The sequence below is a fragment of the Nocardiopsis listeri NBRC 13360 genome (genome assembly GCF_001570765.1).
In the GTDB taxonomy this organism is placed as follows: domain Bacteria; phylum Actinomycetota; class Actinomycetes; order Streptosporangiales; family Streptosporangiaceae; genus Nocardiopsis; species Nocardiopsis listeri.
On the sequence record NZ_BCSH01000029.1, the window covers coordinates 26,510 to 42,609 of the forward strand.

General features: G+C 69.1%; 10 protein-coding genes. 9 read left to right on the forward strand and 1 reads right to left on the reverse strand.

The window, feature by feature from the left end:
• The first annotated feature begins 9 nt into the window (after positions 1–9).
• The 7 genes from trpB to NLI01S_RS10365 all read left to right on the forward strand — a co-directional run bounded on the left by trpB (position 10) and on the right by NLI01S_RS10365 (position 7,579).
• Positions 10–1,227 (forward strand): tryptophan synthase subunit beta, encoded by a 1,218-nt coding sequence (trpB, locus tag NLI01S_RS10335; protein ID WP_067602960.1) that lies wholly within the window; start codon positions 10–12, stop codon positions 1,225–1,227.
• The gene (gene trpA / locus NLI01S_RS10340; RefSeq protein ID WP_067603084.1) at positions 1,227–2,039 is read left to right on the forward strand and encodes a tryptophan synthase subunit alpha; all 813 of its coding nucleotides are present in this window, start codon (positions 1,227–1,229) and stop codon (positions 2,037–2,039) included. Before trpB ends, trpA begins: the two co-directional genes overlap by 1 nt.
• Before the next feature lie 347 nt (positions 2,040–2,386).
• Positions 2,387–2,890, forward strand: a complete 504-nt coding sequence (locus NLI01S_RS10345) for a MauE/DoxX family redox-associated membrane protein (protein WP_067602963.1) — start codon at positions 2,387–2,389, stop codon at positions 2,888–2,890.
• 57 nt (positions 2,891–2,947) lie between these two features.
• Positions 2,948–3,925: a DsbA family protein gene (locus tag NLI01S_RS10350; RefSeq protein WP_067602966.1), complete on the forward strand. Its 978-nt coding sequence runs from the start codon at positions 2,948–2,950 to the stop codon at positions 3,923–3,925.
• A gap of 55 nt (positions 3,926–3,980) precedes the next feature.
• Positions 3,981–5,090 (forward strand): prolipoprotein diacylglyceryl transferase, encoded by a 1,110-nt coding sequence (gene lgt / locus NLI01S_RS10355; protein WP_067603087.1) that lies wholly within the window; start codon positions 3,981–3,983, stop codon positions 5,088–5,090.
• Positions 5,091–5,192: 102 nt separating this feature from the next.
• Positions 5,193–6,380: a hypothetical protein gene (locus tag NLI01S_RS10360; RefSeq protein ID WP_067602969.1), complete on the forward strand. Its 1,188-nt coding sequence runs from the start codon at positions 5,193–5,195 to the stop codon at positions 6,378–6,380.
• A 176-nt stretch (positions 6,381–6,556) separates the two neighbouring features.
• Positions 6,557–7,579: a hypothetical protein gene (locus NLI01S_RS10365; RefSeq protein ID WP_084392464.1), complete on the forward strand. Its 1,023-nt coding sequence runs from the start codon at positions 6,557–6,559 to the stop codon at positions 7,577–7,579.
• Between the two features lie 85 nt (positions 7,580–7,664).
• On the opposite strand, the gene NLI01S_RS10370 is transcribed toward NLI01S_RS10365, so the two are convergent.
• The gene (locus NLI01S_RS10370) at positions 7,665–9,431 is read right to left on the reverse strand and encodes a bis-aminopropyl spermidine synthase family protein (protein ID WP_067602975.1); all 1,767 of its coding nucleotides are present in this window, start codon (positions 9,429–9,431) and stop codon (positions 7,665–7,667) included.
• A gap of 532 nt (positions 9,432–9,963) precedes the next feature.
• Here NLI01S_RS10370 and gltB point away from each other — a divergent pair.
• A complete protein-coding gene (gene gltB, locus NLI01S_RS10375; protein WP_067602978.1) occupies positions 9,964–14,520 on the forward strand; it encodes a glutamate synthase large subunit in 4,557 nt (1,518 codons plus the stop codon).
• Between the two features lie 29 nt (positions 14,521–14,549).
• Entirely contained in the window at positions 14,550–16,004 is a 1,455-nt protein-coding gene (locus NLI01S_RS10380; protein ID WP_067602981.1) for a glutamate synthase subunit beta, read from the forward strand.
• Positions 16,005–16,100: the final 96 nt, after the last annotated feature.

Below are 16,100 nucleotides of genomic sequence, written 5' to 3' on the forward strand. Positions count from 1 at the left end.
GAACTTCCCATGAGCCACGCTCTACCGGTGCCCGACGACGGCGGACACTACGGCCGTTTCGGTGGCCGTTTCGCGCCCGAGTCCCTCATCGCGGCCCTCGACGAGGTCGAGGCCCAATGGGCCAAGGTCAAGGATGACGCCGACTTCCAGGCCGAACTCGACCACCTGCTCAAGTCCTACGCCGGGCGACCAAGCCTGCTCACCGAAGCGCGCAACTTCTCCGAGCACGCCGGCGGAGCCCGCATCCTGCTCAAGCGCGAGGACCTCAACCACACCGGCTCGCACAAGATCAACAACGTGCTCGGCCAGGCCCTGCTCGCCAAGCGCATGGGCAAGACCCGCGTCATCGCCGAGACCGGGGCCGGACAGCACGGCGTGGCCACCGCCACCGCCTGTGCCCTCCTGGGGCTGGACTGCCGTATCTACATGGGCGAGCAGGACACCGAACGCCAGGCGCTCAACGTCGCCCGTATGAACATGCTCGGTGCCGAGGTCGTCCCCGTCACCATCGGCAGCCGCACCCTCAAGGACGCCATCAACGAGACGTTCCGCGACTGGGTCGCCAACGTCGACCACACGCACTACCTGTTCGGCACGGCCGCCGGCCCGCACCCCTTCCCGAAGCTGGTGCGGGACCTGCACTTCGTCGTGGGCGCCGAGGCCCGTGAACAGGTCCTCGAACTCGTCGGGAGGCTGCCCGACGCCGTCGCCGCCTGCGTGGGCGGCGGATCCAACGCCATCGCGATCTTCGCCGCGTTCGTCCCCGACGAGAACGTCGCCCTGTACGGCTTCGAGGCCGGGGGAGAGGGCGCCGACACCGACCGGACCGCCGCCTCCATCACAGCGGGCAGCCCCGGTGTCTTCCACGGTGCCCGAACCTTCGTCCTGCAGGACGAGTACGGCCAGACCCTGCCCAGTCACTCCATCTCCGCCGGACTCGACTATCCGGCGGTGGGCCCCGAACACGCCCACCTGGCCGCCACCGGTCGCGCCAAGTACGAGCCGGTCACCGACGCCGAGGCCATGGAGGCCTTCCGGCTTCTGTGCCGCACAGAGGGCATCATCCCCGCCATCGAGAGCGCCCACGCCCTGGCCGGCGCGTTGCGCCTGGGCAGGGAACTGGGCCCCGACTCCGTCATCCTGGTGAACCTCTCCGGGCGCGGGGACAAGGACGTCAACACCGCAGCCGACTACTTCGGCCTCGTCGACTCGGAGGGACAGGCATGATGCCGACCACCACACTGCGGAGCAAGCTGGCCCAGGCCCGCGAGGCCGACCGTGCCGCGCTCATCGGCTACCTGCCCGCCGGGTTCCCCGATGTGGAGTCCTCCATCCGGGTCGTCCAGGCCATGGTGGAGGGCGGATGCGACGTCGTCGAGGTCGGTCTGCCCTACTCCGACCCCATGATGGACGGTCCCACCATCCAGCGCGCCGCGGGCCTGGCCCTGGACTCCGGCACCACCACCGACGACGTGTTCCAGGTCGTGGAGGCCACCGCCGCCACCGGCGCAGCCGCCCTGGTCATGTCCTACTGGAACCCGATCGAACGCTACGGGGTGGAGCGCTTCGCCACCGAACTGGCCAAGGTCGGGGGGAGCGGGGTCATCACCCCCGACCTCATCCCCGAGGAGGCCGACGAGTGGGTCGCCGCCTCCGACAAGGCCGGGATCGACCGCGTCTTCCTGGTCGCGCCCTCTTCCTCGGACCGTCGTCTGGCGCTGACCACCGAGGCCTGCGGCGGTTTCGTGTACGCGGCGTCCCTCATGGGCGTCACCGGCACCCGCGCCCAGGTCTCCGACACCGCCGAGGTCCTGGTCCGCCGTACCCGCGAGGTCACCCGTGACTCGGGACTGCCGATCTGCGTGGGACTGGGAATCTCCAACGGGACCCAGGCGGCGGAGGTCGCCGCCTACGCGGACGGGGTCATCGTGGGCGCCGGGTTCTGCCAGCGGATCCTGGACGCACCCGATCTGGAGACCGGCCTGGTCGCCGTCCGCTCCTTCGCCGAGGAACTGGCCGAGGGCGTTCGGTCCCGTTAGGCGGGCCCCTCCGAGGTCATCCAGGGACCCACGTCCCGGGTGATGGGCCGCATCATCACGGTGCGGCCCATCTTTTCCTCGCCTGGTCAAGACCCGGGTTAAGAGAGTGAGAATCGGGTGAGAAGAAGCCACGAAAGCACGTGAACCGGCCCCATGAGGGCGGATTCGATGGTGAGATGACGGGTGCCCGGAGTGTCCGGGAGTGCCCTTCGGGCACCTGGACCCGGGACCCCTGTGTCACCCGTGAACTACAGACAGTAGGATCTGTTCCGACGTGAAGAGCGGCCGGACGCGGAACCCGCGCCAGGCTCGTGGTAGACCGATCCCCTCCCTTCCGAAGGCGCCAGATGACGGACACGATCGACGACACCCCGAAGACCCCCACGCGCTGGGAGACCATCCAGCCCTGGGTCGGCCTCGCCTGCCGCCTCGGTCTGGCCGCAGTCCTCATCACCGCCGCCGTCACCAAGTACCCGCCGGCCCTGTCGATCCAGGCCGTGGAGGCCTACGACCTCTTCCCGACCGAGGTCGCCCGACTCATCGGCTACACCCTTCCGCTCTTCGAACTCGCCCTGGCACTGCTGCTCCTGCTCGGCCTGGCCACCCGCTACGCCGGGGCGATCGGCGCGATCCTCATGGTCGCCTTCATCGCCGGGATCGTCTCCGCCATGGTCAGGGGCCTGTCCATCGACTGCGGTTGCTTCGGCGGTGGCGGCCAGGTCGACCCGGGGGAGACCACCTACGGGCTCTCCATCGCCCGCGACATCGCCTTCGGCGCCATGGGGGCCTTCATCGCGATCTGGCCCCGTTCACCCTTCGCCCTCGACCGCGTCCTCGGCCTGTACCGGTGACCCCGACGAGCACCGAGACGACGATCGACCACCCGAAAGTCAGAAACAGAGGAAAGCATGGGGAGTGAAGCGCGCAAGCGCTCCCGCGAGAAGCTCAAGGAACAGCGGGAGAAGGAGAAGCGGGCCGCCCGACGCAAGAAGAACCTCCTCGTCGTCGGTATCGCCGCCGCCGTGGTCCTGCTCATCGTGGGGATCGGCTACGCCGTCATGACCTCGGGTGAGGACGAGGGCTACGACGGTGAACTGGCGGCCCAGGTCCTCCAAGAGGACGGCAGCGTCGTCATGGCCGACGAGGGCGTCTCCGCGCCCGTGGTCGAGGTGTACGCCGACTACCAGTGCCCCGCCTGCCGCCAGTTCGAGCTCCTCAACGGCGACCTCCTCAAGGCACGCGCCGCGAGCGGCGAGGCCATCGTCCAGTTCCGGCCGGTCAGCATCTTCGCCCAGCAGCCGACACCCATCAGCGGAAACTCGCTGCGCGGCGGCGCCGCCGCACGGGCCGCCGCCGACCACGGAGTCTTCGTCGAGTACAACGACCTGCTCTTCGAGAACCAGCCGGCCGAGGGCCGCGAGGGCTTCACCGTCGACGAACTCAAGGAATGGTTCCGCCAGACCGACGCCGACGAGGCCCAGGCGAGCGAGTTCGACGAACGCGTCGACGCCGAGGCCGAGGTCGTCACCGAATTCACCGAGGAGTTCCTGCCGGCCCTGACCGCGGACGCCACCGAACAGATCGGTGAGGAGACCCTCGGCACCATGGTCCTGACCGACCTGCTCGCCTGGGGAGCCGACAACGGACACGACCCCGCCTTCCTCGACGGGACGTACACGGGCGAGATCATCGACGCCACCGGAACGGCCTACACTCGCTACAGCGGAGACAACATGTTCCGCGGCACCCCCGCCGTCTACATCAATGGCGAGTTGCTCGACAACAACTCCGCCATGACGGCACGCGGTCTGTCCGAGGCGATCGCCTCCGCCGGCGCGGGCGAAGTCGAGACCGAGCCGGCGGCCGACGGGGGTGACGCGGAGTAGAACCCCTGAACAGACTCCCCGCACGCGGGGCGGATCCGAGAGCAGAGCAGTGACATTGTCGTCGACGGCTTCGGAGGGCGCGGTCGAGTACGGCCGCGCCCTCGCGGCCATTCCCAGCCCCCAGATCAACTCGATCCCGATCGGGCCCCTGGAGATCCACTTCTACGCCCTGTGCATCCTCGCCGGTGTCATCGTCGCCGTCTTTTGGAGCGAGCGCCGCTGGAAGGCCATGGGCGGTGAGCCCGGCACCATCATGGACATGGCGGTCTGGGCGGTCGTCCTCGGGCTCATCGGTGGCCGTCTCTACCACGTGATCAGCGACGCGCAGCTGTACTTCGGCCCGGGCAAGGAACCCATCCGAGCCTTCTTCATCTGGGAGGGCGGACTCGGTATCTGGGGAGCCGTTCCCCTCGGCGCGGTCGGTGTGTGGCTGGTCGCCCGCAAGCGCGGACTGTCGATGTCCAAGCTCGCCTTCGCCATCGCCCCCACCATCCCCCTCGCCCAGGCCATCGGTCGCTGGGGCAACTACTTCAACCAGGAGCTGTTCGGTCGCCCCACCGACCTGCCTTGGGCCGTGGAGATCAACCTCACCCCCGAGGGTTACCTGCGCGCCGGCATGGAACCCGGTGTGACCACCTACCACCCCACCTTCCTGTACGAATCCCTGTGGTGCCTGGGCCTGGCCGTCCTCTTGGCCTACCTGGGCCGACGCTTCGAGAGCTCCCTCCAGGGAGGGCGTCTGTTCGCCCTCTACGTGATGGGCTACTGCGTGGGCCGCTTCTGGATCGAGTACCTGCGTGTGGACCCGGCCAACGACTTCTTCGGTCTGCGCCTGAACAACTGGACCTCCATCGTCGTGTTCCTGGGAGCCCTGGCCTTCTTCGCGTGGGCCGGCACCCGTCTCGACCGCTTCTCCACCGCCGTGGTCCCCCACGGCCAGGACGCCGGTACCCAGGTCTTCGGTGACACCGGTGCCAGGGCCGAGGAAGAGGGCACCGTCTACAGCGCGGTCGACACCGAGGGATCGGCGTTCGACCAGGACAGTGGCGTGTCCAACGAAGCCGGTACGGAATACCACCCGAGCCCTGAGCGATCTAGTAGCGAGGGCTCGACGGAGGACGACGCCAAGGGCGCGGGAGACGACTCCGGGTCGAAGCCCGAGTAACGCGGGACGCCTGATTTCGGGGCCGCGGCCCGTGGCCGCAGGCGCCGCGGGCCATTTCCGCACCAGTCGAGCAGACCACGGGTTGATGATTTGAGAAAGACCGTGAGCAGAGCCGAGTCCGGTTTCGGACGCAAGAAGCGGCGTGGCGGTTCCCGTCGCGCCGCCGGCACCCACGCCGAAGAGCACTCCGACTACGGGCGTGACGAAGACCTGTACGACCAGGGTTACGACCCGGAGGAGGACTTCTCCGCCGAGTACGGACACGCCCAGGACCGGTCGGGTGACCAGGACTCCTACGAGGAGTACGACTACGACGACACCGGATACGACGACACCGACTACGACGACCGCGGCGGGGACGATCCCCGGGCCGGCGAAGCGGTGGGCGGTCGTCGAGGGGGACGACGCAAGGGCAAGGAGAAGCGTGGCGTGGGCCGCGTCTCCGCCTTCTCCGCGTCCGCGATCAAGAAGGTCTCGGTCCTGGGGGACCGGCCCAACCAGATCGTTTACACCCTGGCCGAACAGAGCAAGCGCAAGCGCGGCACCGCCGTGCTGGGCGTGCTCTTGGGCGCCTTCAGCATCGCCTTGGTCGCACTCCTGGCGGTGCTGGCCTACCAGCTCTTCAGCGGGGCCGGCGGATCCAGCGGAGGCGATCAGAGCGTGGTCGCCCCGCCCGATGGCCACAGCACCCTGACCCCGGAGCAGTACCGCTTCCAGGAGAACGACCCGGAGGTGTTCGGTCCCATCGACGAACGTCCCGCCGAGGCCGAGCCCATGACGGAGGACGCGGTCTTCGGTTCCGTGGGTGAACTGGAACTGGGGGACATGCAGCTGGAGCTGCGCGACTCCGCCGTCACCGACTCCTGCACCTCCATGGTGTGGGGCGAGGAGCTCGGACAGAGCCTGATCGACGGTGACTGCGTCAACGCGGCCTCCGGTGTCTACACCGACTCCGACAACGAGTACGTCGCCCAGGTGACGCTGTTCGACCTGGCCGACAGCGAGGCCGCCACCGACACCGCGGCGGCCCTGGACCCGACCAACTCCGAGACCGACATCGGCTTCCTGCTGAGCCAGACCGGTGAGGACGTCGAAGGGTTGCAGGAGGGCTACAGTCAGGCCAGCACCCAGGTCATGGGCCACTACCTGGCCGTGTTCTGGACGGCCAAGACCGACGGCTCCGAACCCGGAGACGACTCGGACCTGGCGACCCTGGACGTGGCCTCCATGAGCGCGTTCTCCTTCGTCTACGACGAGGTCGTCGCCTACCGGGGCGACGAGGGCGAGTAGCGCGAGCCGAACCTCGGCCCTGTCCGGCCCTGTCGGACGTCCCGATAGGATCTCGGACAGATCGACCCGCCCGCCGGGGTCGTGTCCGAGGTGGAAGCTCCCTCCCCTCGTAACTCGAGCGCAAGCGGGCCGGTCACCACAGGTGACCGGCCCGAACCCACGGAAAGGTCCTTTGGGTGTCCTCTTCTGAACCCTCGACGCCTGGCAGGCCGGGTCGCCGGAGGAAGAACAACGAACCCGACGAACAGCAGACCCCCGCCCCCTCCCAGGAGGGCGGTCGCCGACGAAGCGGTGGACGACGCAAGAAAGAGCCCCGACGCTTCGGTCGGACGTTGGTCGTCCTCGTCGGGACGCTGGTCGTCGCCCTCGTCGCCTTGGGCGTGGTCCTGTTCTTCCAGCTGTCGGGGGACGAGGGGAGCGAAGCGGCCGCCCCGCAGACCCGTCCGGCCGACTACAAGGTCCGCGACGCCGGGAACATGAACGAAGTCCTGGCCTCCCGTGAGATCGACGGTCGTGTCCTCAACGAGGGCGAGCTGTTCGAACGCCGCAACGCCGAGATCTCCAGCCAGAGCATCGACTTCACCCTGGAGGAGTCGGAGCTGACCGACGACTGCTCCAGCACGGTGTGGGGCGAGCAGGCCACCCAGGCCCTCGCCGACGCCGAATGCAGCCAGGCCGGACGTGCCGCCTACCTCTCCGACAACTACTTCGGTGTGGCCACCGTGTTCAACCTGGCCGACGTCGAGGGCAGCCGTGCGGTGGCCGAGGCCCTGAACCTGCCCGAGCCCGAGGGAGGCGAGCCCGAGGAGGAGATCGTCGATCCCGGGTTCGTGCTGCCGCCCTCCGGCGCCGAGCCCTTCGATCGTCTCGGCTCGGGCTACAGCGCCGCCGACGCCATCGTCAGCGGCCACTACCTGGTCGTGGTCTGGGTCCAACCCACCGACTCCGACTCGGTCGACGAACGCGTCACCCTGTCCACCCCGCTGGTGGCCCTGGCCAACTTCCGTGACCCGCTCTTCCGTCGCATGATCGAGTACGACGACGATGAGAGTACGGGAACCGAGGGCACCGAAGGCACCGAGGAGACCGGGGGCGAGCCCGGTACCGAACCCGGCACCGAAGAGGTCCCCGGCGAGGTCCCCGGTCAGCAGGAGGGACTGCCCGGCGAGGCCGAGGTCCCGGCGGTGCCCGGGCAGTAGAACCGGGGCGACACCCACCGAACGTGCGGCGGGCCCACGGAGAGTCGTTCTCCGTGGGCCCGCCGTCTTGCTCGGGAGGAGGCCGTCAGCCGGCCCTGACCTCCTCCACCCTGGCCAACAGTTCGGAGGCCAGGATCCGCAGATCCGGGAACCGGTGCTCGGGCAGGTCCAGCAGGGTGTGCCCGGGCAACCACGCCGGGGCCGAGGCCACCGCCTGCCGGGCCGTGCGCTTGTTCACCGGCCGCCCGCCCCAAGCCGTCACCTCCATCAGGCCGGTCCGCAGCGTCGTGGTGAGCGACCCGTGCGCACGCCCCTGGACGTGGGCCAACAACCGGCCCGAACTCCCACCCGGTTCGGGGTCGCGCTCCAACCGGATCGCCGTCAGGTCCGAGGCACCGAATCCGCGCAGGAACCGCACCCGCATCCCCGGCTCCACCATCGACCGGAACGCCTTCTGCCCGGCCTCGTCGCGCACCCACTTGGACGACGACGGCACCAGGACGTAGGCGTTGTCCGCGGTCGTGGCCAACGCCACCCGCGCCGCGATCCGGTCCCAACCACCGGTCAGGTCGATCACCGCGCACGGGCCCACCGCGGTGGGAGAGTCCATCCAGGTGGACAGACGTACCCGGACCTCCTTGCACACCTCACGGGGCCAGTCGCCCACCAACGCCGGAGAGCCCTGCTCCTCGTGGCGCCGCCCGGCGCCGTCCTCGGTGACCCGATCCAGCACCGCTCGGGCCCGCTCCACGTCCGCTCCGCCCCGTACCTCCTTGGCGTTGACGCCCTGGCTGTACACCCGGGCGCTTTCACCGGTGGGGGAGGGCAACGTCTTCGACAACGGTCGGAGTACGTACAGGTCGCTGGCGGCACCGATCGACTCCCCGCCCAGGTAACGATTGAAGTCCGGCAACACCGCCTCCATGAGCAACCCCATCCGCACCAACCGTGTCTGGACGGCGGCCGCCAGCTTCGGTGTGGTCTCACTGGCTCCGTAGGCCACCAACACCCGGGCCTTGCGCGGGTCCGCCAGCCCCTCCACTCCACGGCGCACGAACAACTCCACGCCGTCCGGGGTGTAGGGCGGGTCGGTGAAGACCACGTCGGCGCGCTCGCGCAACCTCTCGGGTAGCCCCAACCGCAGATCGGCGCTGTGCGTGCGGATGGTCACGCCCAGACGCTCGGCCACCGTGTCGATGTGCTCCAGGACCCGCTCGTCCAGGTCCACGACCTCCACCTTCGCCCCGGGCAGCACCAACGCCAAAGCCAGTGACGTCAGATCGTGGTCGCCCACGCACAACAGGGTGCGCCGGGTCAGGTCGAAACGGGTGCTCAGGAACAGGGCACGGCGCAGGGCCGTCTCCGCCGTCGCCGCCACGTGGTCCAGGTCCAGGTCGGAGGCCGGCCCCTCGGCCACCGCCCGCACCAGCTCCGCGGCGGCCCGCGGGTGATCGGGCAACATGTGCGCCACCGGGTCGGCGGGCATCGGCGCGGTCGCACCCTGGTAGTGGGAAGGGCGCAGCAGACGATAGCGGTCGCCGTCCCTGGCCACCTCGTCGGCGTCGTCGAGGACCCGCAGTAGCGAACGCACCACGGAGTGGGCGATGCCGCCGGCTCGCACCAGGTCGTTGGCGCTCCACCAACGACCGTCGGAGAGCAGCGCCAGGATGAGGCGCGGGCGCGGGGCGTCGATCCCGTACTCGGTGAGGAACGTCTCCGCTGCTTCGGGCAAGGGAGGGCCCGAACCGGGGTCGGGCGCCGCCAGGCCATCCTGGACCGGGCTACCCGGTGCGCGTTCGGGGTCGATTGAGGTCCCGGAATCCGGGCCGGGGGAAGTCGGGTGTCCTGCCATTCGGCGATCCTCCCACGGTGTGCGCACCACACCGGTGACGCAGGTCAGGGTGGTTCGTCACCGATGAGGGAGATATCACTCCCCGGTTCATGTTCATCCCCCTTGGGAAACGCGTTAACAGCGATATGACCTGGGATCACGCAGGTGGACGCCGCCTTGCCATGGTGAAAATCGGGCCATGGTCCGGTCTTCACCGCGCCCGGGAAGGTTTAGCGGGGTTCGCGCGTGGAACAAACGGCAAGGCCGACCGTCATCGGAAAAGAAGCGCGATCGCGCGGAACCGAGAGGGACACGAGCGGAGAACGCCGAACACACGGCGATTCGCATCGTCACCGGGCCGGCGTGTATAAGAGAACCTGCCCGAAATCGGGCGGCCCGCACACCACCGGCGTCACGAGGACGTGAACGCGACACGGCGGGTGCCCCGGGGCGCCCACGGCGGCGGGCCACAACTCCATCACGTACGCAGCAGGGCCAATGTCGTCCCGAATGCGCTTTTCACAAAGCCGACAGAACGACGACAGGAGGGTAGATGCCTGCTGGAAACGTGCGGCGTTCGTCCATCCGAACGAACCCCCAAGCCACTCCCCAGGGCCTGTACGACCCCGCCCACGAACACGACGCCTGCGGTGTCGGATTCGTGGCCGACCTCACCGGCCGCCGCAGCCACGCCATCGTGGACAAGGCGCTCACCGTCCTTCGCAACCTCGACCACCGAGGCGCATCCGGAGCCGGCCCCGACGACGGCGACGGCGCGGGCATCCTGACCCAGGTCCCCCACGAGCTCTACGCCGAGGTCTGCGACTTCGACCTTCCCGAAGCCGGCGCCTACGCCACCGGCATCGGCTTCCTCCCCGCCGACGCGGCCGCACGAGCCGCCGCAGTGGAGCGGATCGACGCCATCGTCGCCGAAGAGGGCCTCACCCTCCTGGGCTGGCGCGAGGTCCCCTTCGAACCCCGCTACAGCGGCCCCGCCGCTCGCGAGGTCATGCCCTACTTCGGGCAACTGTTCATCACCGGCCGCGAGGGCGGCACCACCGAGGGCCTGACCGGTATCGACCTGGAGCGCTACGCCTACTGCGTCCGCAAGCGCGCCGAACACGAGACCGACGTCTACTTCCCGAGCCTGTCCCCGCGCACCATCGCCTACAAGGGCATGCTCACCACGCCCCAACTGGAGCCGTTCTTCCCGGACCTGTCCGACCGGCGCTACACCTCCGGTCTAGCCCTGGTCCACTCCCGGTTCTCCACCAACACCTTCCCGTCCTGGCCCCTGGCCCACCCGTTCCGCTACGTCGCCCACAACGGTGAGATCAACACCGTCAAGGGCAACCGGAACATGATGCGCTCGCGAGAGGCCAAGCTCGCCACCGACCTCATCCCCGGCGACCTGGACCGCGTCTTTCCCATCGTCGACCCCGACGACTCCGACACCGCTTCCTTCGACGACGCCCTGGAACTCCTCCACCTCGGCGGCCGCTCCCTGCCGCACGCCGTCCTGATGATGATCCCGGAGCCCTGGGAGAACCACACCGAGATGGACCCGGCCGTGCGGGCCTTCTACGAGTACCACTCCACCCTCATGGAGCCCTGGGACGGGCCCGCCTCGGTGTCCTTCACCGACGGCACCCTCGTCGGCTCCGTACTGGACCGCAACGGTCTGCGCCCCGGCCGCTACTGGGTCACCGAGGACGGCCTCGTCGTCCTGGCCTCCGAAGCCGGCGTCCTGGACATCGACCCCGCCACCGTCGTGCGCAAGGGCCGACTGCAGCCCGGCCGCATCTTCGTGGTCGACACCGCCCAAGGGCGCATCATCGAGGACGAGGAGATCAAGGCCGACCTCGCCGCCGAGCATCCCTACCAGGAGTGGATCGACGCCGGAGTCCTGCGCCTGAACGACCTCCCCACCGCCGAACCCACCCCGGTCACCGAGCTGGACCTCGCCCAACGGGTGTTCGGCTACACCGAGGAGGAACTTCGGATCATCCTCACCCCGATGGCCCGCACCGGCGCCGAACCCATCGGCTCCATGGGCACCGACACCCCGGTGGCGGCCCTGTCCGACCGCCCGCGCCAACTCTTCGACTACTTCTCACAGAACTTCGCGCAGGTCACCAACCCGCCGCTGGACGCCATCCGCGAGGAGATGGTCACCAGCCTGGCTACGCTCCTGGGCGCCGAACACAACATCCTGGGCGTCGGCCCCGGCGACGACCGGCGTCTCGTCCTGCCCACCCCGGTCGTCGACGAGACCGAACTGGCCGCCATCGTCGCCGCGGGGCGGGCAGACCCCGCGCTGAAGACCTTCACAGTCGACGGCACCTACCCCGTCGCCGGCGGCGGTGACGCCCTCTCCGCGCGCCTGGCCGAGATCGCGACCGAGGTCTCCGCGGCCATCGCCGACGGCGCGCACGTCCTGGTCCTCAGCGACCGCCGCGCCGACGACACCCGCGCCCCCATTCCGTCACTACTGCTGACCGGAGCCGTCCACCACCACCTGATCTCCGAGAAGACCCGTACCGAGGTCGGCCTGGTCATCGAGGCCGGCGACGTCCGCGAATGCCACCACGTCGCCCTCCTGGTGGGCTACGGCGCCTCCGCGGTCAACCCGTACCTGGCCCTGGAGACCGTCCGCGACCTGGTCCGGCGCGGCACCCTCGCCGACGTCGACGCCGACACCGCCGTGCGCAACACCCTCAAGGCCTACGCCAAGGGCGTCCTCAAGGTCATGTCCAAGATCGGTGTCTCCACCGTCAGCTCCTACACCGGCGCCCAGATCTTCGAGGCCCTGGGGCTGGGCCAAGAGGTCATCGACCGCTGCTTCACCGGCACCACCTCCCGCCTGGGCGGGGTCGGCTTCGACGTCCTCGCCGAAGAGGTCGCCATGCGCCACCGCCGTGCCCACACCGCCAACCCCAACGCCCACCGGCGCCTGGAAGTGGGCGGTGAGTACCAGTGGCGCCGCGAGGGCGAACCCCACCTGTTCAACCCCGAGACGGTCTTCAAGCTCCAGCACTCCACCCGGAGCCGCAAGTACGAGATCTTCAAGGAGTACACGAACGGGATCGACGACCAGGCCGAGAAGCTCATGACCCTGCGCGGGCTCTTCCGACTCAAGGAAGGCGTGCGCGAACCCGTCTCCATCGACGAGGTCGAACCCGTCTCCGAGATCGTCAAGCGCTTCTCCACCGGAGCCATGTCCTACGGTTCCATCTCCGCCGAGGCACACCAGACCCTCGCCATCGCCATGAACCGCCTCGGTGGCAAGTCCAACACCGGAGAGGGCGGCGAGGACCCCGACCGGTTCACCCGCGACCCCAACGGGGACCTGCGACGCAGTGCCATCAAGCAGGTCGCCTCCGGCCGCTTCGGCGTCACCTCGCACTACCTCGGCAACGCCGACGACATCCAGATCAAGATGGCCCAGGGCGCCAAGCCCGGCGAGGGCGGCCAACTGCCCGGCCACAAGGTCTACCCGTGGGTGGCCCACACCAGGCACTCCACCCCCGGCGTCGGCCTCATCTCACCGCCGCCCCACCACGACATCTACTCCATCGAGGACCTCGCCCAGCTCATCCACGACCTCAAGAACGCGAACCCCTCCGCACGGATCCACGTCAAGCTGGTCTCCGAAGCGGGCGTGGGCACCGTCGCCACCGGCGTGTCCAAGGCGCACGCCGACGTCGTCCTCATCTCCGGCCACGACGGAGGCACCGGTGCCTCGCCGCTGACCTCCCTCAAGCACGCCGGTACCCCCTGGGAGCTCGGCCTCGCCGAAACCCAGCAGACCCTGCTGCTCAACGGACTGCGCGATCGCATCGTCGTCCAGGCCGACGGCCAGATGAAGACCGGACGCGACGTCGTCATCGCCGCCCTGCTCGGCGCCGAGGAGTACGGCTTCGCCACCGCACCCCTCATCGTCTCCGGCTGCGTCATGATGCGCGTGTGCCACCTCGACACCTGCCCCGTCGGCGTCGCCACCCAGAACCCGCTCCTGCGGGAACGGTTCTCCGGCAAGGCCGAGTACGTCGTGAACTTCTTCGAGTTCATCGCCCAGGAGGTCCGTGAATACCTCGCCCGGCTCGGTTTCCGCAGCCTCGACGAGGCCATCGGCTCCGTCGACCTGCTCGACACGGCCGACGCCGTCGACCACTGGAAGGCACAAGGCCTGGACCTGTCGCCCATCCTGCACGAGGTCGAACCCATCGCGGGCGACCACCGCTCCCGGCGGCGCGACCAGGACCACGGCCTGGAAAAGGCCCTGGACAACACCCTCATCCAACTCAGCGAGGGCGCCCTGGACTTCGGCCGGCCCGTGGCGCTCCAACTACCGGTCCGCAACGTCAACCGCACCGTCGGCACCATGCTCGGCCACGAAGTCACCAAGCGCTACGGGGCCGAGGGCCTGCCCACCGACACCATCGACATCACCTTCACCGGATCCGCCGGACAGTCCTTCGGCGCATTCATCCCCAAGGGCGTGACCCTGCGCCTCCAAGGCGACGGCAACGACTACGTCGGCAAGGGCCTCTCCGGCGGACGTGTCATCGTCCGCCCCGACGAGAACTCACGCCTGGTCGCCGAGGACCACATCATCGCCGGCAACGTCATCGCCTACGGTGCCACCTCCGGCGAGATCCACCTGCGCGGCATCGTCGGCGAACGCTTCTGCGTCCGCAACTCCGGAGCCACCGCCGTCGTCGAGGGCGTCGGCGACCACGGCTGCGAGTACATGACCGGCGGCCGCGCCATCGTCCTGGGCCGCACCGGCCGCAACTTCGCCGCCGGCATGTCCGGAGGCGTCGCCTACGTCCTCGACCTGGACCCCGAACGAGTCAACGGAGAAATGGTCGAGATCGAGGAACTCACCGACGACGACCGCGACTTCCTCACCGGAGTCCTCACCCGGCACCACGCCGAGACCGGATCCACCGTCGCCGAACGCCTCCTGGTCGCCGGCCACCAGGGCCTGGACCGCATCGCCAAGGTCATGCCGCGCGACTACAAGCGCGTCCTACTCGCCCAGGCCGAGGCCGAACGCGAAGGACGCGACGTCGACGAGGCCGTCATGGCCTCCGCGCAGTCCTGAAGACCCGGTCCACGAAAGGAGGAAGAACCATGGCAGACCCCAAGGGTTTCCTGAAGATCACCGAGCGAGAGCTCCCCGCGCACCGGCCCGTCGACGTGCGCATCCAGGACTGGCGCGAGGTCCACGAGGACTTCGACCGGGGAACCGTCACCAAGCAGGCCTCCCGCTGCATGGATTGCGGCATCCCCTTCTGCCACAACGGATGCCCACTCGGAAACCTCATCCCCGAGTGGAACAACCTCGTCCACACACACGACTGGGCCGAGGCGATCGAACGACTCCACGCCACCAACAACTTCCCCGAGTTCACCGGACGCCTTTGCCCCGCTCCCTGTGAATCGGCCTGCGTGCTCGGTATCGACCAGCCCGCCGTCACCATCAAGAACATCGAGGTCTCCATCATCGACCGCGCGTGGGAGGAAGGCTGGGTCAAGCCCCTGCCGCCCACCCACCGCACCGGCAAGAAGGTCGCCATCGTCGGCTCGGGCCCCGCGGGCCTGGCCGCCGCACAGCAACTCACCCGCGCCGGACACGACGTCACCGTCTACGAACGGGCCGACCGCGTCGGCGGCCTGCTCCGCTACGGCATCCCCGAGTTCAAGATGGAGAAGCGGCACATCGACCGCCGCGTCGCCCAGATGACCGCCGAAGGCACCACCTTCCGCACCGGCGTGAACATCGGCGTCGACCTCACCGTCGAACGACTCAAGACCGACAACGACGCCGTCGTCCTCACCGGCGGCGCCACCCGGTGGCGCGACCTGCCCGCCACCGGCCGCGAACTCGACGGCGTCCACCAGGCCATGGAGTACCTGCCCCTGGCCAACAAGGTGCAGGAGGGCGACCTGGACCGCGCGCCCATCCACGCCGAGGGCAAGCACGTCATCGTCATCGGCGGCGGCGACACCGGCGCGGACTGCGTCGGCACCGCCCACCGCCAGGGAGCCGCGTCGGTCACCCAGCTGGAGATCATGCCCAAGCCCCCGACCACGCGCCCCGACCACCAGCCCTGGCCCACCATGCCCATGCTGTACAAGGTCACCAGCGCGCACGAAGAGGGCGGCAAGCGGATCTACTCCGTCAACACCCTGGAGTTCCTCGGCGACGAGAACGGGCACGTCCGCGCCCTGCGGCTCGTCGACGTCGAACGCGGCCCGAACGGCTTCGAACCCGTGGAGGGCACCGAACGCGAGCTCCCAGCGGACCTGGTCACCCTGGCCATGGGCTTCGTCGGCCCGGAGAAGGAGGGCATGATCGAGGAGCTGGGCGTCGAACTCGACGGCCGCGGCAACGTCGCCCGTGACAGCGACTACAGGACCACCGTCGACGGCGTCTTCTGCGCGGGCGACATGGGCCGTGGACAGTCCCTCATCGTGTGGGCCATCGCCGAGGGTCGCTCCGCCGCCGCCGGAGTGGACCGCCACCTCACCGAGGAAAGCGCCCTGCCGGTCGCCATCGCGCCCACCGAGCGCCCACTCGTGTAGGACACCGAAGGAACAGAGCGCACATGTCGGGCGCGGGGGACCACCCCGTGCCCGACGGGCGTCCTAGTGCCGCGACGGGGTGAACCTTGGCCGACG

Excerpts from the sequence above, each read along its gene's own strand:
- NLI01S_RS10345 (WP_067602963.1), top strand. The coding sequence starts at position 2,387 with ATGACGGACACGATCGACGACACCCCGAAGACCCCCACGCGCTGGGAG.
- trpB (WP_067602960.1), top strand. The coding sequence starts at position 10 with ATGAGCCACGCTCTACCGGTGCCCGACGACGGCGGACACTACGGCCGT.
- trpA (WP_067603084.1), top strand. The coding sequence starts at position 1,227 with ATGCCGACCACCACACTGCGGAGCAAGCTGGCCCAGGCCCGCGAGGCC.
- NLI01S_RS10380 (WP_067602981.1), top strand. The coding sequence starts at position 14,550 with ATGGCAGACCCCAAGGGTTTCCTGAAGATCACCGAGCGAGAGCTCCCC.
- gltB (WP_067602978.1), top strand. The coding sequence starts at position 9,964 with ATGCCTGCTGGAAACGTGCGGCGTTCGTCCATCCGAACGAACCCCCAA.
- NLI01S_RS10350 (WP_067602966.1), top strand. The coding sequence starts at position 2,948 with ATGGGGAGTGAAGCGCGCAAGCGCTCCCGCGAGAAGCTCAAGGAACAG.
- NLI01S_RS10370 (WP_067602975.1), bottom strand. The coding sequence starts at position 9,431 with ATGGCAGGACACCCGACTTCCCCCGGCCCGGATTCCGGGACCTCAATC.